The sequence below is a fragment of the Enterococcus rotai genome (assembly GCF_001465345.1).
GTDB classification, from domain to species: Bacteria; Bacillota; Bacilli; order Lactobacillales; family Enterococcaceae; genus Enterococcus_L; species Enterococcus_L rotai.
Genome location: NZ_CP013655.1, coordinates 273,748 through 291,091 on the forward strand (window position 1 = coordinate 273,748; position 17,344 = coordinate 291,091).

A 17,344-nucleotide genomic window follows, 5' to 3' on the forward strand; every position below is an offset into this window, starting at 1 on the left:
CGATTCCAAATAATATGAGCGAATGTCTCGTTTATACAAAATAAGCTATAACCTTATAGCAATCTCAAAATCAGATTGCTATAAGGTTATAGCTCGAGATTCTCAAACTAATCTAAATCAACGTTATGATACACCTTTTGAACATCATCAAGCTCTTCTAATACATCAATCATATGTTCAAATTTTTCTAAGTCTTCTCCTGCTAATTCTACATCATTTTGAGCAATCATTTCTAATTCAGAAACGGAAAAATCTTCAATGCCTTTTTCTTTTAAAGCTTCTTGAACTGTATGAAAATCTTCTGGTTCTGTATAGACAATGATTTGACCATCTTCTTCAGTCACATCACGAACATCAATATCTTTTTCCATCAAATACTCAAGAATTTCATCTGCATCATCAGCTGCAAATCCAATCACACCTGTATGATCGAACATATAAGCAACAGCTCCGCTGACACCCATATTTCCGCCGTTTTTCCCAAAGGCTGCACGAACATCTGACGCTGTACGATTAACGTTGTTAGTCAATGCATCAACGATAACCATTGAGCCATTTGGTCCAAATCCTTCATAACGTAATTCAGAATATTGTTCATCGCCAGATCCTTTTGCTTTTTCGATCGCTCGGTCAATGATATGTTTTGGTACATTATATGTTTTTGCGCGCTCGATAACAAACCGTAATTTTTGATTTGCTTGAGGGTCAGGATCACCCGATTTCGCTGCTACGTAAATTTCAATTCCGAATTTTGCATAAACTCGGCTGTTATTTGCGTCTTTGGCAGCTTTTTTCTCTTTAATATTTGCCCACTTACGACCCATATTCTCACTTCGCTTTCAATTAGTATTATATTTTTGATTATAGTGCCCTTATCATTATACTTGCCAAATGGACTTTTGTTAAGTGTTTTTTGCTTTTAAGAGACACGGATCGGAAAACGACCAAAGCTCTGCTCTAAAATACGATCGCTCCCTAACTGATATAGTTGATTACTACGAATATCTAAAGCTAATTGAGTACTCAAATTCTTAGAGATTTTAGTGATAAGCGGCAAACTTAGATTTTTTTTCTTTTCCTTTAAAAAACGTTGCCCTTGCTCTGTAAAACCTAACACGTGTATGTAGTTATTTTGTCTGACACTCTCTATTTCACATTGTTTCACATTGACTAAAATATAGGTTGCCAATCGTTGCAAACGTGTCCATGTGTAACGTTTGGTCTTAGCTTGTTCTATAAACTGATGAAAAGAATCAGCTATTTTTGCGGCTTCTTGCAAACGATACTCGATGCCTTCTTTCATCTGATAAATCTCTCGGAGTTCTACTAGAGAGCTGCTAAGTACTTTATATTTTAATAATGGCCAATACTCTTCCCAAGAGACTGTCGGTGAACTACTCAAATCGATCGCCACTTGTGTTGGTAACACTCGTTTAACTTGATCTAATTCCTCTGAAAAAACAGCGTTTCTAATGGCTGTAGCACTCGCAAAATGTTGATATATTTTAGTATCGTGATAACCAGCTGCCTCCCGTTTTAAAGGATATAACGTCATTGGCTTTTCATACGTTGCATTCTCTTTCGCATAACTTAAACCTAAAATATGATTGGGAGAAGAAAAATCGAATGCATCATTTGGATAAAATTTGCGAAAAACCTCTGTCATTTGCTGTGGATAACTCATGCCATTATTTTTGATTTCTTGGTAGGCTTGATCAATTTCCTTTTGATGATTGTGTACAAAATTTCCAAAGAGCTCATAATCCAGCTCTGATTGATTATCCGTACCAAAGCACAAATCATCACACTGCAAGTCTTGCAATAGCTTTACTCCACCTGATGCAAAATAATCAGCTGACTGTACGGCATATGCGAATGGCAATTCAATCACTAAATCCACGCCATGATTGAGCGCTTCTTTGGCACGTGTCCATTTATCAATAATAGCTGGTTCGCCTCGTTGTAAAAAGTTCCCACTCATCACAGCAATCACAATATCTGCACCACTCAGTTTCCGTGCCATTTCAGCGTGATACTGATGTCCATTATGGAAAGGATTATATTCAACAATAATGCCACAACTTCTCATTTTTTTGCTCCTTCTTCCAGCCTTTTTCTACTAGAATTCCATCATAACATGTTTAGTTTATTACGGAAACAAAAGAAAAATGAGCGGCAGCAACTTTTAAAAGTTTTGTACCACTCATCTATTAGATTATTTTTTACAAACGAAAAACCAACGTCTGCTTTCTTCTGTTGGAGCTTCATCTGTGAAGTCAGCATAGACCTCAACATTCATAAAGCCAGCACTTTCCAGCATCATCAAATAATTTTCCATTGTATAGGTTCTTTCTTGATGCAGTTCATCCTGCCGAATAAACAGTTCATCATTCTCATGTTCTTTGACAAAGAACGTTAGAAAATGTTCAATACTATGCTCTTTTTCACCAGGATAACTATCCCATAAAAAGGCAAATTCTTCTGTTTGGTAATGATAACTGTATTCTGGGAACACTTTATCTACTTGATAGATCGAATGAACGTCAAAAATAAAGACACCGTCATCTTCCAAAGCTTGATATACATCGTCAAATACTTGTTGGACTTCTTGACGGTTTGCCATATAACATAATGAATCAGAAAAACAAGTGATTGCATGATATTGACCCATTTCAGATAAATCCATCATATTTCCTTGGACAAACTGAACATGAACTTCTTCTTCTGCAGCTCGTTTACTGGCCATCATCAGCATTTCTTCGGATAAATCCAAAGCTGTGACTGTAAAGCCTGCTTTGGCAAAATTTACAGCTAATGCGCCAGTCCCGCAAGCCATTTCTAAAACATCCATTTTCCCATCTGGTAAATGACGTTTTGAAAATTCCAGCCATTCATTATAAAGACTATCATCCATTACCTCGTCATAGACAAAAGCAAATGTTTCATAAGCCATATTACTCGACCCAAGCGTGAAGGTCGACCATTGGTGCGTCTGACCAAAGTTTTTCTAAGTTATAAAACCCGCGTTCTGCTGATTGGAAGACGTGAACGATAATATCGCCTAAATCGATCAAGACCCATTTACCGCCATCTTTCCCTTCAATTCGTTTTACTTCAACCTGTGCTTCTTCTTCTTTTTCAATAATTTCTTCCACGATGGCATTGATTTGACGTTCACTTGTTGCTTGGCAAATCATAAAGTAATCTGCTAAAAGTGAAATCTCATGTACATCTAATGCGACAATTTCCTCTGCTCTTTTTGAATCAGCTGCTTTTACAGCGATTTCTAAAATCTGTTGACTATCTATGATGGTTTCCTCCTAATTTTAAAATGGTAACAACGTTCCGCTTTGCTTCACCTTGTATTTTTCAACATCAGTTCACTTTATTCACTGTGTTTCAAAGCAAAAAGCATCACGAATAGTATTCCCTATTTTTCTGTCTGTGCTGTACGAGTTCAATCAGCTTTTCCTTTGATCTAGCCTCTCAAAGCAACTCTTGAGGAAATTAGATAACCTTCACATGGAACAAAACACGTTCCATATTCAGATTCCTAAATTTCTAAAGAGCTAAACACTTTGCTCAGCTTTTCCTACTACCCAATAATTATATGTTTCAATCGTCTTTGGATAGATTTTTTGTTCTTGTTCGATAAGGTGAACTAATGTATGTTTTGTTTCATATGCAACGGCTTCATCCAAGTCAACTAAAGCCAATTCACGAGCTTCTTTGACACCTGGAAAATTACGACCTGGTTCGATATAGTCTGCTACATATATAATTTTATCCAACAAACTCATTTTAGCAGCACCAGTGGTATGTAAGCGAATTGCTTCTAAAATTTCTTCATCATTAATACCTAGTTCTCTTTGGACCATACTTGCGCCAACGAGTCCGTGCCAAATGGCATTGCCGTAATGTAACAGCTCCTGATCATAACCGTCTCGCTGAATAATCATTTCAAATTCCTCATTCGGACGTTCTTTAGCGTAGTCGTGCGTTAAGGCTGCAATACTTGCTTTTTCTTCTGAAGCACCGTACTTAGCGGCTAAAGCTACTGCAGTCTCTTCCACACCTAAAACATGTTGAAAACGGCGTTCACTCATATGCATCTGAACTTCTTGCATCAATTCTTCTCGTTTGAACGAGGTGTATTTACCACTAAAATCCATCTACATACAGCTCCTTTTCTTCTATATAGTGTATCACACTATCAGGTAGTAAGTAGCGTGTAGAACAACCATTTTTGATCTTTTCCCGAATAAGAGTTGAACTAATATCCATTTGAGGTACATCCACCCACATAATTGGATAAGGTGTGATCGTTCCGTAATGAGGACGGCGGATACCGACAAAATTAGTTAATGTCAATAACTCATCGATCTTATACCACTTTGGTAAATATTCTACCATGTCTCCACCAATGATAAAATAGTAATCTGTATCCGGATTATTTTGTGTTAAAGCTTTCATCGTGTCGTATGTGTAACTTTTTCCTTTACGGAACAACTCGATCGGCTCAACTGCTAAATTATGATTATCCGTAATTGCAAGCTCTAGCATTGCTAATCGGTGTTGACTATCGATCGTCTTTTTTTCATCTACATGAGGTGGTAAATAAGTAGGCATCAAATAGACTTTATCAAGCCCCAGCTGTTGTTGCACTTGATCGGCCATCACTAAATGAGCCAAATGAACTGGATTAAAATTTCCACCTAATATTCCTACCTGTTTACGCTTTTGAAAAAGCTCTGCTTCTTCCACAATTACTTCTGCTTTTAATACTGCATTCGTATTTGTCCCCATTTTTCTTACCTCCAAGTTTTAAATTGCTTTAACTTCTTTAGAGATCTTTTGATATTTTTCATTAGATGATGGTTTGAATAATACTAGTACACGACCAATGATTTGAACGATATCACAATGAATATCCGCTTTTAATGCCACTGCCACATCTTCAGCGATCTCATCAGTATTTTGTAACAAAGTGACTTTGATCAATTCACGTTTTTCTAACGCTTCATTGATTTGTACCACCATCGCAGAGTTCAAGCCGCCTTTACCAATTTGAAAAATCGGTTGTAAATGGTGAGCTTGGCTGCGTAAAAAACGCTTTTGTTTTCCTCTTAAATCCACTAATTTTCCTTCTCTCTATTCTCACTTATGATTAAATCAAGGCTTTTCTTCTTAAAACGTCGACGCCTTTTGGTGCCCAGCCAGCAACCACACATGGTTCTGTGACCGTGATCCAGCCTAGTCCGGCAAAAACAATATCTGTTTTTTCTTTGATAGAAAATTCAAAACGAACCAATTCAGGAAATTCTGACACTTCATCAGGACGTGGTGGTTGTAACAAACCGCCAACATGTTTCTCATAAAAGGCGTCAGCTGTCACTAATTTAGTTCGGTGAATTGCTAAATCATTTGATACGTAGGCAATAAATGAACTACGCTCTCCTTGAATGAAATCAAATCGGGCCAACCCACCTAAAAATAATGTTTGTTCAGGGTTTAGTTGATACACCTTAGGTTTGATCTCTTTTTGCGGTGCGATAATTTTTAAGTCTTTTTTACCAAGGTAATGCGCCATTTGATGGCGATGAATAATTCCCGGTGTATCGATCAAAAAATGGCCATCATCTAAAGGAATTTCAATTTTATCCAATGTTGTTCCCGGAAATTGCGATGTTGTAATAACATCTTGAACTCCAGCTGTCTGTTTGATGATTTGATTGATCAATGTTGATTTACCAACATTCGTTACCCCGACCACATAAACATCTTTACCATCACGATATTTTTCGATCGTTTTAAGTAAATGCTCCATTTCCTGCGGTTTTTTAGCACTTGTCAATAATACATCAACAGGACGTAAGCCTTCTTCATGAGCACGTTCTCTCATCCATTGAATCATCTTAGGCTTCTTTAATGATTTAGGTAAAATATCGACTTTATTCCCTACCATCAAAACAGGATTATCGCCAATAAAACGATGTAGTCCTGGAATTAATGATCCGTTAAAATCAAAAATATCCACTACATTGACGATCAATGCATCCTCTTTTCCTAATTCATTTAGCAAACGTAAAAAATCATCGTCTGTTAATTGAACATCTTGAATATCATTATAATGTCTTAAACGAAAACAACGTTGGCAATAAACTTCCCCTGTTTCCATCCCTTTTTCAAATGCAGCTTTTGGCGTATAGCCTAATTCATTCGGGTGTTCCGTTTGAATGACTGCACCACAGCCGATACAGTGAATTGCTTCCATATCACTCATTCTAGTCCGCCTTTCCATATCATATCTGGATGTTTCTTCGCTAAATGTTTCATGATTTTCCGTTCAAAAAATCGATTGATTTTCGTATTCCAACCATCAGTATCAACAATCGGACGAACTAAAATATTTCTGATCCCAGCAGCATTTGCACCACGAATATCAGTCATGATTTGATCACCAACCATTACTAATTCTTCTGGCTTTAAATTTAATTTCTTTTCAGCTTCTCTGAAACCTCTAGTTGACGGTTTTAACGCTCTAGATACATATTCTAAATCAAATTTTTCAACTGCTCGTTTAATACGGCTAGATTTATTATTTGATACAACGATAACTGGAATTCCAGCATTTTTCATTTCGAGGATCCATGATAGTAATTCTTCAGTCCCGTCTGGATTATTCCACGCAATCAAGGTATTGTCTAAATCAGTCAATACTGCCTTGATCCCTAAATTTTTTAATTGGTTCGGTGTGATTTTATAAATCGCATCTACCATCCAAGTTGGTTTAAATTTTGAAAACATAGTAACTCCTCTCATCTCCACCATAAACTATTTCATAGTGAAAGGAGTACTAAGCTAGCACTCCTCCAATTTGTATTATACTGCATTTTTGCGAAAAATTCTATAAATGCTCATTATAAGTTTTCATAAGATTCGATGACAATCGTATGACAGTTCAAACATTGATTTGTTACTTTCTTGATTTCTATGATAAGCTTTTTGTAAATAAATAAAATGAGGAAAAAAATGGCTGTTACAATCAAAAAAGCATCAATCAATCTTTTTGTCCCTGATACAGAAATTGCAATGACACTTTATGAAAAAATATTCGATGCAAAGAATATAAAATTGGTGCTTGCGGAAGAAGGAAACTCTGCTCGTTTCAGCATTGGTGAAAGTTTGTTTGCTTTAGCCGATGAACAACCAGAAAACGGCGGAAAATCACCTTTGACATTGCAGGGAGTACCGCTTTGTATCCAGTTGATTTGTGATAATGTTGAAGAGCTTGTTGAAAAAACATTGGCTGCTGGCTGTACTTTAGACATGCCCATCACTGTTGTGCCAAATAAATTTAAAGTGGCAAATATCAAAGATCCATTTGGTTTTATCTGGTCGATTTCAGAAGTCTATACTTATTGAGAACAGCACAAAAAAGAGAGCGGGACAAAACTAAAAATCAGTTTTGTTTCGCTCTCTAAACCCGAATAAACGGCGAGAAAAAAGCAGCTCCTTCGGAAATAAGCTGAAATTGCTGTAAAACACAACGAGGAACGAGTTGATGTTGCACAGTACCTACTTGGTCACAAAAATTTGAAAAACAATTTTCGTGAATTCCTTCTTATTTCTCGGAGCTAAACACTTTTATCTCGGCCTCTTCTTATATCCCCAATCAATATTTACGAAAACGCTGATAGCGATTTTCCAGAAGCACATCCGTTTCTAATTGAGACAGTTCAGTAAACTTACTAATAAGTGCTTTTTGAATCATTCGATTGATTTTTGGTTGTTCTAATACTTCACCGTTCATTTCTTCTGGGATCACACGATCAATGATCGTTAATTCTTTTAATTCTGTTGCTGTGATCTTCATTAACTCAGCTGCTTCTTTAGCTCGACTTCCATCTTTCCAAAGAATTGAAGCAAATCCTTCTGGAGAGAGCACCGCGTAGATCGTGTGTTCTAACATCCAAACTTCATCAGCCACTGCGAGTGCTAATGCACCGCCACTGCCACCTTCACCAATAATAATTGCAATGATCGGCACACTTAAATCAGACATTCCTATTAGATTTCTAGCAATTGCCTCACCTTCACCACGCTCTTCTGCTTCAATTCCACAATAAGCGCCTGCTGTATTGATAAACGTAACCACTGGTCGGCCGAATTTTTCAGCTTGTTTCATTAAACGTAAGGCTTTACGATATCCCTCAGGATGGGGTGCGCCAAAATTCCGTTCAATATTTTCAGGTAAATTGCGCCCTTTTTGAATCCCAACGACCGTCACCGGCTTGTCTTCTAACGTTGCAACACCACCGACAACAGCCAAGTCATCGCCAAAGTAACGATCACCATGGAATTCTATAAAATCATCAAAGACTGCCGCAATATATTCTAATGACGTATAGCGATCTTGCGCTCTAGCTAGGGTGACAATATCATTGGCTGTTTTTTCCATCGCTATTTCCACCCTTTCATCGTATGAATTTTTATTAGTTTACTAAGTGTTTCCTGCATTTGATTTCTAGGAACAATCTTATCAACAAATCCATGATCTAATAAAAACTCGGCTTTTTGAAAATCATCTGGTAATTCTTGACGAATGGTTTGTTCGATCACGCGTCGTCCAGCAAAACCAATCAAACTTTGCGGTTCAGCTAAAATAACATCCCCATCCATAGCAAAACTAGCTGTAACACCGCCAGTTGTTGGATCAGTCAGTACTGTGATATAAAATAAGTCCGCATTACTATGGCGTTTAAGCGCACCTGAGATTTTTGCCATCTGCATCAGAGAAAAAATCCCCTCTTGCATTCTTGCTCCACCTGATGCGGTAAAAATAATTACAGGCAAGCGTTGTTCAGTGGCACGTTCAAACAGACGGGTAATTTTTTCGCCTACGACTGTCCCCATACTACCCATGATAAAATTAGCATCCATTACCCCGATCCCGATTTCTTGACCATCGATTTTCGCTTTACCAGTTAAAACAGCTTCATGAAGTTCTGTTTTTTCCTGCATTATCGCAATTTTATCTAAATAACCTGGAAAGGTTAACGGATCTTTTGTAATTAAATCTGTATCCCATTCTTCAAAACTTTTTTCGTCGACTGTCAAGGCAAGTCGTTCCCACGCACCGATTCTAAAACTATAACCACAATAAGGACAGACTTTTTCTGCCCCCATATCTTTTGTATAGAGCGTACGTTTGCAACAAGGACATTTAGCCCACATATTATCTGGAACTGTAGGTTTGTTTACAGCAGATTGGTCGCCCGCGCGATTCGGATTGATTCGAATGTAGTTTTTCTTTTTAAATAAAGCCATACACCTGCTCCTTTTTAATTATCGCTTTCTGGTTCCCAATTTGGTAAAAATGTTTCTTGTAAAAAGCTTGTATCGTAATCACCAGCGAGCACGTTTTTATGAGTAATCAAATCTAGCTGAAATTCTGCATTTGTGATAATTCCATCTGTCACAATCTCATGTAACGCCCGTTGCATCTTCATCAAAGCATCCATGCGATCTTCCCCATGAACGATCACCTTAGCGATCATTGAATCATAAAAAGGCGGAATCGTATAGCCGGAATACATTGCACTATCTACTCTTAAGCCCATACCGCCACTTGGTAGCAGCAGATTTTTGATTTTCCCTGGAGAAGGAGCAAAGTTAAATGCTGGGTTTTCAGCGTTGATTCGACATTCAATCGCATGCCCCGTAATCGTAATATCTTCTTGGGTATAAGGTAACTCTTCCCCGGAAGCAATTTTTAATTGAGCTTTAACAAGATCGATCCCTGTAACCATTTCTGTCACAGGATGCTCAACTTGAATTCGAGTGTTCATTTCCATAAAATAAAATTCACCAGATTTATCCATCAAAAATTCGATTGTTCCAGCATTTTCATATTGTACGGCTTTGGCTGCACGAACAGCTGTTTCACCTAATAATTGACGTTTTTCAGGTGAAATTGCAATTGAAGGTGATTCTTCTAACACTTTTTGATTATTTCTTTGTAAAGAACAATCACGTTCGCCTAAATGAATCACATGACCATATTGATCGCCTAAAATCTGCACTTCAATATGTCGTGCTGGGTAAATAATTTTTTCCAGATACATATCGTCATTACCAAAAGCTGCTTTCGCTTCTTGTTGTGCTGAAGTAAAGTGTTGCGGTAATTCTTCTTTGCTCAATACTTTACGGATCCCTTTACCACCACCACCAGCGGCAGCTTTTAGCATAACGGGATAGCCAATATCAGCTGCAATCGTCAACGCTTCTTCAACTGAATTGATGACACCTGTGCTTCCAGGAATAACTGGCACATTCGCCTTTTGCATCAATTCTCGGGCATTGATTTTATTTCCCATCGCATCGATCGTTGCAGCTTTTGGACCAATAAAAGTAATATTGCACTCTTCACACATTGCTGCAAACTGACTATTTTCCGATAAAAATCCAAAACCTGGATGAATTGCTTCAGCATTTGTTACAATCGCTGCGCTTAATACGCTTTGAACATTTAAATAAGAATCAGCTGCTTTCGCTGGCCCAATACAGATTGCTTCATCTGCAAGCTGTGCGTGCAGTGCTTCTTTATCTGCTTCGGAATAGACCGCTACAGTTTGCACTCCTAATTCACGACATGCTCGAATGATTCGAACAGCGATTTCTCCTCTATTTGCAATTAAAACTTTTGAAAACATAGCTCACCTATCCAATCATAAAGGTCAATTCTGCTTCCGCTACTTTTTTCCCATTCACAGTTGCAGTTCCTTTGCCGATGCCGGCTATTGATTTTACTTTCATAATTTCTACTTCTAACATCAAAGTATCACCTGGAACAACTTTTTGTCTAAATTTGGCTTTATCGATTCCGCCAAAGTAGGCTGTCTTGCCTTTAAAATCCGGCATCGCTAATAATGCTACAGCACCTGCTTGAGCTAGTGCTTCCAAAATCAAAACGCCTGGCATCACGGGTTCTCCCGGAAAGTGACCTTGAAAAAATGGTTCATTGATTGTAACATTTTTCTTTGCAATAACTTTTTCTCCAACAACGATTTCTTCAACTGTATCCAACAATAAGAAAGGATAACGATGTGGAATGACTTCTTTGATTTCTTGAATAGTCATTTTCATAGCTTACACTCCTTTTGATACACGGAACAATGGTTGATTAAATTCAACAACATCTTCATTTTGTATCAATACTTCAGTAATTACACCATCGACCGATGCAGTGATTTCATTCATAAGTTTCATTGCCTCAACGATACAAACAACATCACCTTTTTTCACCGAGTCACCAACTTGCTTGAAGTTTTCCTTATCTGGTGCAGGTTTTAAATAGACAACCCCAACGATTGGAGAAATGATTTCTTCTATGTTTTCTGGTTTTGCTTCTGGTGTTATTGTTTCATTTATTGGTTCTTTTACTTCGACAGTTTGGCTGGTAACCTCTACTGTCCCTTGACTGGCTACATTATTATCCGTAACTTGTTTTACTTCACCAGACGTTTTTTGTGTCACTTTATTTTTATTCATATAAAGGCCAAAAGAACCTTCTTTAAGATCAAATTCTGTTAGTGTCGATTGGTCAAACTGTGTTAATAATTCCTTGACTTCATTGATATTCATCTTAATCCTCCCAACGTTTTAAACAAAGTACTGCATTATGACCACCAAAGCCAAAAGAATTGGTCAATGCATAGTCAAAGTCGTGTTTTTGACTTTCATTTGTCACAATATTTATTTCGATAGCTTCATCAAGATTCTCTATATTGATCGTTGGTGGAATAAATTGATGTTGTAATGCATTCAATGTTGCGATAGCTTCGATTCCACCAGTTGCTCCTAATGCATGTCCAGTCATACTTTTCGTACTGCTGACACGAACATTTTTAGCAGCTTCACCCAATGCGGTTTGGATTGCTTTGGTTTCTGCTACATCATTTGAAGGTGTGCTAGTTCCGTGAGCATTGATGTATCCTACTTTAGCGGGCTCAATGGCTGCTTCGTCGATTGCTAATTTCATGGCTTTAGCCGCGCCACTACCATCTGGTCTTGGTGAAGTCATATGATACGCATCACAATTTGCACCATAACCAACGATTTCACCTAAAATTTTAGCCCCTCTGTTTTGTGCGTGTTCTAAAGATTCAAGAACTAAAATTCCAGCGCCTTCACCCATTACAAACCCACTACGGTCTTTATCAAAAGGAATCGATCCTCTATTTGGATTTTCTTCAGATGTCACAGCTGTTAAAGATGCAAAACCAGCGATCCCAATTTCAGTTATCGATGCTTCTGTTCCACCAGCTAGCAAAACATCTGAATAACCATGTTTGATATTTCTAAATGCTTCACCAATCGAATTATTCGCCGTAGCACATGCAGTGACTGTCGCTGTACAAATCCCTCTAGCTCCTACACGTAAAGCTATATTGCCAGCTGCCATGTTCCCGATTGCCATCGGTATAAATAAAGGAGCGACTCTTTTAGGACCTTTTTCACGCATTCGGGTCACTTGGTCTTGAATTGTTTGAAGTCCCCCAATTCCAGATCCCACCATAACACCAAAACGATCCACATCGATTTGATCAGTGTCTAGTTTACTCATCTCCAACGCTTCTAGTGCTGCATAGATACCAAAAAGAGAAAATAAATCCATTCTTTTGGCATCTTTTTTAGCAAAATATTTATCGAATGGAAAATCTTTCACTTCAGCTGCTAAGGTAATACCTGTTTCATCGGCATCGAATTTTGTAATCGGTCCAATTCCGTTTTTTCCTGTTTGTAAACTGTCTAAAAAGGTTTCAGCGTCATTCCCAATTGGGGATGCTACACCATAACCTGTGATCACTACGCGATTCATTCAATCGCTCCTTTCAAGCTTATTCATTAGCCATGCATGACTAAACCACCGTCTACATTTAAAACTTGCCCTGTTATATAAGGACTTTTTGCTAAAAAGATAGCTGCATTTGCAACATCTTCTACGTGTCCAAATGATTGCAATGGAATTTGTTGACTCATTTGTTCTTTTACTTTATCGGATAAAACTTCTGTCATTTCAGTTTCAATAAAGCCTGGTGCAATAGCATTACAGGTAATACCGCGTGCCGCAACTTCTCTTGCCACCGATTTAGTTAAACCAATCACGCCTGCTTTACTTGCAGCATAATTAGCTTGACCAATATTCCCCATTAGCCCTACAACACTCGACATATTGATGATACTTCCACTACGTTGCTTCATCATCTTTTTAACCGTATGTTGTGTCATATTAAAGGTTCCCGTTAAATTGATTTGAATGCAACGTGTAAAATCTTCTTCTGACATTCTCAATAGTAATTTATCATTAGTGATTCCTGCATTATTAATTAAAACATCGATTGATCCTAAACCATCAACGACCGTTTGGATCATCGCTCCAGCTGCTTCAAAATCTGCAATATCACCAGAAACACCGATGCATTTAACTCCTAAAGCTTCTACTTCTGCAATAAGCTCTACACTGATTTCGCTACGCCCATTTAAGGCAATATTGGCTCCTTCTTGTGCAAAGGCAAGAGCAACAGCTTTTCCGATTCCACGTGTACTTCCAGTTACAAAAACATTTTTCCCTCTTAAATCCATTCGTTACCTCCCGTCCAACAAAGCTTGAGCATCAGATAATGTTTTCTCATCTTCAACACGAGCCGTTTGGATTTCTTTATCGATCTTCTTAATAAAACCAGTCAAGGTTTTGCCTGGTCCCACTTCTATAATGACATCAACATTCATTTTTTTTATTGTTTCAATACTGTCAGCAAAACGAACAGCAGACATAACTTGTTTTTCTAATAGTTCCTTGATCTCTGCTTGCGCCATTATTTGTGCTGTAGTATTACTAATTACAGGAATCGTCATTTCTGCAAAATTTATTTTTTCTAATTCCCTAGCTAATTGTTCTGATGCTGGTTTCAGCAAGGCTGTGTGAAAAGGACCACTGACTTTTAATGGAACCATGCGTTTAACACCCGCTTCTGTCAATAACTCCACTGCTTTATCAACCGCAGGTATTTCTCCACCAATCACAATTTGCTGTGGTGTATTATAGTTAGCCGGAGATACAATGCCAAGATCACTCGCTTTTTGACAACACGCTTCGATCAATGAACGTTCTGCATTCATCACTGCAACCATTTTACCCGTTCCAGAAGGTGCTGCCTCTGCCATATATTTCCCTCTTTTGGCAACTAATTGAACAGCTTCTTTAAATGAAATTGCGCCACTGGCAACGAGCGCACTATATTCACCAAGACTAAGTCCAGCTACTACATCTGGCTGATATCCTCTAGCCTTTAACAAGCGATAAAAAGCAATGCTGACAGTTAGAATTGCCGGTTGTGTATACATTGTTTCATTTAGTCGATCATTTTCAGAAAAGCAAAGCTCTGCCATATCGTAACCTAAAGCTTCACTTGCTTCTTTAAACGTTTCTTGAACAATTTCTTCTTGATCAAATAATTCCTGGCCCATTCCAATATATTGAGCCCCTTGTCCACTAAATACAAAAGCTGTTTTCATTACTTTACTCCTTACTTTAAAAGCTGAACGAGCTCGTTCAGCATCGACGAAAAATAGGAAAAAATAAATGTGGCGCTTTTTGCCGCAATTAGTTTTTATCTTTTTTCCGAGATGCTAGCCCGTGAAGCTAGATAGTTTAAAAGCTGAATGGGCTTAATCAGCTCTGACTGAAAAATAGGAAAAATTGACTGTGATGTTCTTTGTCACATTCAATTTTTATCTTTTTTCCTAAAAGCTAGCCCATGAAGCTAGACATATTTAAAAGCGTAGCAGGCTCGTTCAGCCTTGAATGAAAAATAGGAAAACATGATTGAGGTGCTTTTTACCTCATTCAAGTTTTATCTTTTTTTGTCAAGCCTAGTAATCCACAAATAATTCCAGCTAGATCCATTGGTCACATCTTGCCGCCATCACTTCTTTTGTTTCAATAATATATGATTCAATAATTTCTTTTGCTGTTTCTTCTTTCTTTATCAGTCCTGCAATTTGACCAGCCATGATTGATCCTTGATGTATATCCCCTTCAACAACCGCTTTACGTAAGGCACCTTGACCTAATTTATCAAATTTTACAAGATCAGGTTCATCTTTTCTCAATTCTATCTTTTCTAAACGATCATATTCATTCGTCAATTTATTTTTGATTGTCCGCACTGGGTGGCCAAAATGCTGACATGTTACAGTCGTATCGACATCTCTCGCTTTGATGATTCTAGCCTTATAATTTTCGTGTACAGTACATTCTTTTGCAACTAGAAAACGCGTGCCAACTTGGACTGCGTCTGCACCTAACATTAGTGCCGCCGCCATGCCTCGTCCGTCCCCAATGCCTCCTGCCGCTATCACTGGAATGGTCAGTGCATCTACAACTTGTGGTACCAGACTCATAGTTGTCAATTTACCAATATGTCCTCCAGCTTCCATTCCTTCAACAACCACTGCATCTGCGCCTATTTTTTCCATACGAGCACCAAGCGCAACCGAAGGAATTACTGGAATTACTTTAATATTATGTTCTTTAAAACGAGCCATATACTTGCTTGGATTACCAGCTCCTGTTGTAACAACTGGCACATTTTCTTCACAAACTAAATCTACAATATCTTGTGCAAATGGTGAAAGCAGCATAATATTGACCGCAAAAGGCTTATTTGTTATTTCTTTGATTTTTTTGATTTCAGCTTGAACAACTTCTTTTGGTGCGTTACCACCTGCAATAATTCCAAGCCCACCAGCCTCAGAAACGGCTCCAGCTAGAGAAGCATCTGCAATCCAAGCCATTCCTCCTTGGAAAATTGGGTATTGGATTCCAATTAGCTCACATATCTTTGACTGCATATAGTACATCCTTTAATTTTATAGAATAATTAATCAAAAAAGAGCTGGAACAAAACTCTATAAGTTTAGTACCAGCCTTTGAATTCCAACGAGCGGTGTGAATAATGCAAGGTCTTTAGCAATTGTTGAGAATCGCACCGAGCCTTGCTCATCCAACTTCTATTTTACCTGATCGCTTTAAATATTATGCTTTTTGTTTTTCTACGTATGTTACTAAATCTTGAACAGTAGTAATACCATCTTCTGATTCGATCTTTATATCAAAAGCATCTTCGATTTCATTGATGATTTGGAATAAATCCAAGCTATCAGCGTCTAATTCTTCTTGAATGTTTGTTGTTAATTTTACTTCCTCAGGTTCTTTACCTAATTCTTCTACAATAATTGCTTGAATTTTTTCGAATACCATGTGTATATTCCTCCAATAATTTTCTTTTTTTAATTTATATAGTTACAGTTTTACAGCGTCATGAGGATTGAACCCCAAGTTAATCCACCGCCATAGCCTGTTAACACAATTTTTTGTTTGGAGCCTAATTGAAGCACTCCACTCTCAACTGATTCATCTAGTAACAAAGGGATACTTGCAGCTGAGGTATTACCATTATGTTCCATATTAGTGAGAAACTTTTCTCTTGGAACATTGAGTTTTTTTGATATCTTTTCGATGATTCGTTTATTCGCTTGATGTAATAATAAATAATCTACATCATCTTCCACGATCTCTCGAATATTATTCGTCACATCATTTAGCGAAAAATCATAGATATCCCTACCTGCCATTTGTAAATAGCCAGAGCTTTCAGCAGTTCCTGTATAAAAGGGACTCTGATTTTCTATATAACCAGAAGTTAGTGACTTTCCTCTTTGACCATCAGACTGTAGCTTTTCACTGATAAAATGCTCTTCGTCGCTTGCTTCTAATAAAACACCGGCCGCGCCATCACCAAATAATACAGCTGTACTGCGGTCATTCCAATCAAGAACTTTAGAAAGTGTTTCACCACCAATGATCATTCCTAATTTTTTACCTGTTCGAATCAATTTTTCACCCATACTTAATGCATAGACAAATCCACTGCAGGCTGCACTGATATCAAAAGCAAATGCATTTGTCGCTGAAATTTTGCCTTGAACAAGACAAGCAACAGAAGGTGTTCCGTAATCTGGTGTCATGGTTGCTACTAGGATGAAATCAAGATCTTGTGCTTTTATTCCGGATTTTTCTAGTAACTTTCCAGCTACTTTAATGCATAAATCAGAAGTATTTTCATTGATGACAATATTTCTTGATCGTATACCAGTCCGACTTGAGATCCATTCATCAGATGTATCCATCATCGTCGAAAGCTGATGATTTGATACGGCATTTTCAGGAACATATCGGCTCGTACAAGTTATTTTTGCATGTTGGTTCATCTTGGTC

The 17,344-nt window shown here is 37.8% G+C and carries 21 protein-coding genes; 1 reads left to right on the forward strand and 20 read right to left on the reverse strand.

The genetic code is table 11. The features are described 5' to 3' along the window. Nucleotides 1–107: 107 nt before the first annotated feature. The 9 genes from ATZ35_RS01260 to ATZ35_RS01300 all read right to left on the reverse strand — a co-directional run bounded on the left by ATZ35_RS01260 (nucleotide 108) and on the right by ATZ35_RS01300 (nucleotide 6,807). Complete coding sequence (locus ATZ35_RS01260) at nucleotides 108–824, reverse strand: YebC/PmpR family DNA-binding transcriptional regulator (protein WP_208928763.1); 717 nt, start codon at nucleotides 822–824, stop codon at nucleotides 108–110. Nucleotides 825–919: 95 nt separating this feature from the next. Continuing rightward, on the reverse strand, nucleotides 920–2,089 hold the full coding sequence (locus ATZ35_RS01265) for a nucleotidyltransferase (protein WP_208928766.1): 1,170 nt from the start codon (nucleotides 2,087–2,089) through the stop codon (nucleotides 920–922). A gap of 126 nt (nucleotides 2,090–2,215) precedes the next feature. Beyond that, nucleotides 2,216–2,953, reverse strand: a complete 738-nt coding sequence (locus tag ATZ35_RS01270; RefSeq protein ID WP_208928769.1) for a class I SAM-dependent DNA methyltransferase — start codon at nucleotides 2,951–2,953, stop codon at nucleotides 2,216–2,218. Between the two features lies 1 nt (nucleotide 2,954). After that, nucleotides 2,955–3,293: a ribosome silencing factor gene (gene rsfS, locus ATZ35_RS01275; RefSeq protein WP_034701966.1), complete on the reverse strand. Its 339-nt coding sequence runs from the start codon at nucleotides 3,291–3,293 to the stop codon at nucleotides 2,955–2,957. 276 nt (nucleotides 3,294–3,569) lie between these two features. After that, nucleotides 3,570–4,172, reverse strand: coding sequence for a bis(5'-nucleosyl)-tetraphosphatase (symmetrical) YqeK (gene yqeK, locus ATZ35_RS01280; protein ID WP_208928771.1), 603 nt, complete (start codon nucleotides 4,170–4,172; stop codon nucleotides 3,570–3,572). Beyond that, on the reverse strand, nucleotides 4,162–4,806 hold the full coding sequence (locus tag ATZ35_RS01285; RefSeq protein WP_208928773.1) for a nicotinate-nucleotide adenylyltransferase: 645 nt from the start codon (nucleotides 4,804–4,806) through the stop codon (nucleotides 4,162–4,164). Before ATZ35_RS01285 ends, yqeK begins: the two co-directional genes overlap by 11 nt. 18 nt (nucleotides 4,807–4,824) lie before the next feature. Then, a complete protein-coding gene (gene yhbY, locus ATZ35_RS01290) occupies nucleotides 4,825–5,136 on the reverse strand; it encodes a ribosome assembly RNA-binding protein YhbY (protein ID WP_086278671.1) in 312 nt (103 codons plus the stop codon). Between the two features lie 31 nt (nucleotides 5,137–5,167). Further along, nucleotides 5,168–6,283 carry a ribosome biogenesis GTPase YqeH gene (gene yqeH, locus ATZ35_RS01295; protein ID WP_208928775.1) on the reverse strand — a complete coding sequence of 372 codons (1,116 nt, stop codon included), beginning with the start codon at nucleotides 6,281–6,283 and terminating at the stop codon, nucleotides 5,168–5,170. Beyond that, nucleotides 6,280–6,807 carry a YqeG family HAD IIIA-type phosphatase gene (locus ATZ35_RS01300; protein ID WP_208928777.1) on the reverse strand — a complete coding sequence of 176 codons (528 nt, stop codon included), beginning with the start codon at nucleotides 6,805–6,807 and terminating at the stop codon, nucleotides 6,280–6,282. Before ATZ35_RS01300 ends, yqeH begins: the two co-directional genes overlap by 4 nt. Before the next feature lie 225 nt (nucleotides 6,808–7,032). On the opposite strand from ATZ35_RS01300, the gene ATZ35_RS01305 reads away from it, so the two are divergent. Next, nucleotides 7,033–7,425 (forward strand): VOC family protein, encoded by a 393-nt coding sequence (locus ATZ35_RS01305; RefSeq protein ID WP_208928779.1) that lies wholly within the window; start codon nucleotides 7,033–7,035, stop codon nucleotides 7,423–7,425. 250 nt (nucleotides 7,426–7,675) lie between these two features. Here ATZ35_RS01305 and ATZ35_RS01310 read toward each other — a convergent pair whose 3' ends face one another. The 11 genes from ATZ35_RS01310 to ATZ35_RS01360 form a co-directional block, all read right to left on the reverse strand. Next, on the reverse strand, nucleotides 7,676–8,461 hold the full coding sequence (locus tag ATZ35_RS01310; protein WP_208928781.1) for an acetyl-CoA carboxylase carboxyl transferase subunit alpha: 786 nt from the start codon (nucleotides 8,459–8,461) through the stop codon (nucleotides 7,676–7,678). A gap of 2 nt (nucleotides 8,462–8,463) precedes the next feature. After that, entirely contained in the window at nucleotides 8,464–9,330 is an 867-nt protein-coding gene (accD, locus tag ATZ35_RS01315) for an acetyl-CoA carboxylase, carboxyltransferase subunit beta (RefSeq protein WP_208928784.1), read from the reverse strand. A 14-nt stretch (nucleotides 9,331–9,344) separates the two neighbouring features. Continuing rightward, nucleotides 9,345–10,715 carry an acetyl-CoA carboxylase biotin carboxylase subunit gene (locus ATZ35_RS01320; RefSeq protein ID WP_208928786.1) on the reverse strand — a complete coding sequence of 457 codons (1,371 nt, stop codon included), beginning with the start codon at nucleotides 10,713–10,715 and terminating at the stop codon, nucleotides 9,345–9,347. A gap of 7 nt (nucleotides 10,716–10,722) precedes the next feature. Further along, nucleotides 10,723–11,142, reverse strand: coding sequence for a 3-hydroxyacyl-ACP dehydratase FabZ (fabZ, locus tag ATZ35_RS01325; protein ID WP_176271463.1), 420 nt, complete (start codon nucleotides 11,140–11,142; stop codon nucleotides 10,723–10,725). 9 nt (nucleotides 11,143–11,151) lie between these two features. Further along, entirely contained in the window at nucleotides 11,152–11,646 is a 495-nt protein-coding gene (accB, locus tag ATZ35_RS01330) for an acetyl-CoA carboxylase biotin carboxyl carrier protein (protein WP_208928788.1), read from the reverse strand. 1 nt (nucleotide 11,647) lies between these two features. Continuing rightward, nucleotides 11,648–12,883, reverse strand: coding sequence for a beta-ketoacyl-ACP synthase II (gene fabF, locus ATZ35_RS01335; RefSeq protein ID WP_208928796.1), 1,236 nt, complete (start codon nucleotides 12,881–12,883; stop codon nucleotides 11,648–11,650). 26 nt (nucleotides 12,884–12,909) lie between these two features. After that, a complete protein-coding gene (gene fabG, locus ATZ35_RS01340) occupies nucleotides 12,910–13,647 on the reverse strand; it encodes a 3-oxoacyl-[acyl-carrier-protein] reductase (RefSeq protein WP_208928798.1) in 738 nt (245 codons plus the stop codon). A 3-nt stretch (nucleotides 13,648–13,650) separates the two neighbouring features. Continuing rightward, nucleotides 13,651–14,580: an ACP S-malonyltransferase gene (gene fabD / locus ATZ35_RS01345; RefSeq protein WP_208928800.1), complete on the reverse strand. Its 930-nt coding sequence runs from the start codon at nucleotides 14,578–14,580 to the stop codon at nucleotides 13,651–13,653. A 381-nt stretch (nucleotides 14,581–14,961) separates the two neighbouring features. After that, the gene (gene fabK, locus ATZ35_RS01350) at nucleotides 14,962–15,918 is read right to left on the reverse strand and encodes an enoyl-[acyl-carrier-protein] reductase FabK (protein ID WP_208928802.1); all 957 of its coding nucleotides are present in this window, start codon (nucleotides 15,916–15,918) and stop codon (nucleotides 14,962–14,964) included. A gap of 184 nt (nucleotides 15,919–16,102) precedes the next feature. Beyond that, entirely contained in the window at nucleotides 16,103–16,327 is a 225-nt protein-coding gene (locus tag ATZ35_RS01355; RefSeq protein ID WP_010760445.1) for an acyl carrier protein, read from the reverse strand. Between the two features lie 50 nt (nucleotides 16,328–16,377). Beyond that, entirely contained in the window at nucleotides 16,378–17,337 is a 960-nt protein-coding gene (locus tag ATZ35_RS01360) for a beta-ketoacyl-ACP synthase III (RefSeq protein ID WP_208928803.1), read from the reverse strand. Between the last annotated feature and the right edge of the window lie 7 nt (nucleotides 17,338–17,344).

Bases quoted from the DNA above. Each gene is read 5' to 3' on its own strand.
- accD (WP_208928784.1), bottom strand. From the start codon at position 9,330: ATGGCTTTATTTAAAAAGAAAAACTACATTCGAATCAATCCGAATCGC.
- yqeK (WP_208928771.1), bottom strand. From the start codon at position 4,172: ATGGATTTTAGTGGTAAATACACCTCGTTCAAACGAGAAGAATTGATG.
- fabZ (WP_176271463.1), bottom strand. From the start codon at position 11,142: ATGACTATTCAAGAAATCAAAGAAGTCATTCCACATCGTTATCCTTTC.
- fabK (WP_208928802.1), bottom strand. From the start codon at position 15,918: ATGCAGTCAAAGATATGTGAGCTAATTGGAATCCAATACCCAATTTTC.
- accB (WP_208928788.1), bottom strand. From the start codon at position 11,646: ATGAATATCAATGAAGTCAAGGAATTATTAACACAGTTTGACCAATCG.
- ATZ35_RS01355 (WP_010760445.1), bottom strand. From the start codon at position 16,327: ATGGTATTCGAAAAAATTCAAGCAATTATTGTAGAAGAATTAGGTAAA.
- ATZ35_RS01260 (WP_208928763.1), bottom strand. From the start codon at position 824: ATGGGTCGTAAGTGGGCAAATATTAAAGAGAAAAAAGCTGCCAAAGAC.
- ATZ35_RS01360 (WP_208928803.1), bottom strand. From the start codon at position 17,337: ATGAACCAACATGCAAAAATAACTTGTACGAGCCGATATGTTCCTGAA.
- ATZ35_RS01310 (WP_208928781.1), bottom strand. From the start codon at position 8,461: ATGGAAAAAACAGCCAATGATATTGTCACCCTAGCTAGAGCGCAAGAT.
- ATZ35_RS01265 (WP_208928766.1), bottom strand. From the start codon at position 2,089: ATGAGAAGTTGTGGCATTATTGTTGAATATAATCCTTTCCATAATGGA.
- yqeH (WP_208928775.1), bottom strand. From the start codon at position 6,283: ATGAGTGATATGGAAGCAATTCACTGTATCGGCTGTGGTGCAGTCATT.
- fabD (WP_208928800.1), bottom strand. From the start codon at position 14,580: ATGAAAACAGCTTTTGTATTTAGTGGACAAGGGGCTCAATATATTGGA.
- fabF (WP_208928796.1), bottom strand. From the start codon at position 12,883: ATGAATCGCGTAGTGATCACAGGTTATGGTGTAGCATCCCCAATTGGG.
- ATZ35_RS01320 (WP_208928786.1), bottom strand. From the start codon at position 10,715: ATGTTTTCAAAAGTTTTAATTGCAAATAGAGGAGAAATCGCTGTTCGA.
- ATZ35_RS01285 (WP_208928773.1), bottom strand. From the start codon at position 4,806: ATGGGGACAAATACGAATGCAGTATTAAAAGCAGAAGTAATTGTGGAA.
- ATZ35_RS01270 (WP_208928769.1), bottom strand. From the start codon at position 2,953: ATGGCTTATGAAACATTTGCTTTTGTCTATGACGAGGTAATGGATGAT.
- fabG (WP_208928798.1), bottom strand. From the start codon at position 13,647: ATGGATTTAAGAGGGAAAAATGTTTTTGTAACTGGAAGTACACGTGGA.
- ATZ35_RS01300 (WP_208928777.1), bottom strand. From the start codon at position 6,807: ATGTTTTCAAAATTTAAACCAACTTGGATGGTAGATGCGATTTATAAA.
- ATZ35_RS01305 (WP_208928779.1), top strand. From the start codon at position 7,033: ATGGCTGTTACAATCAAAAAAGCATCAATCAATCTTTTTGTCCCTGAT.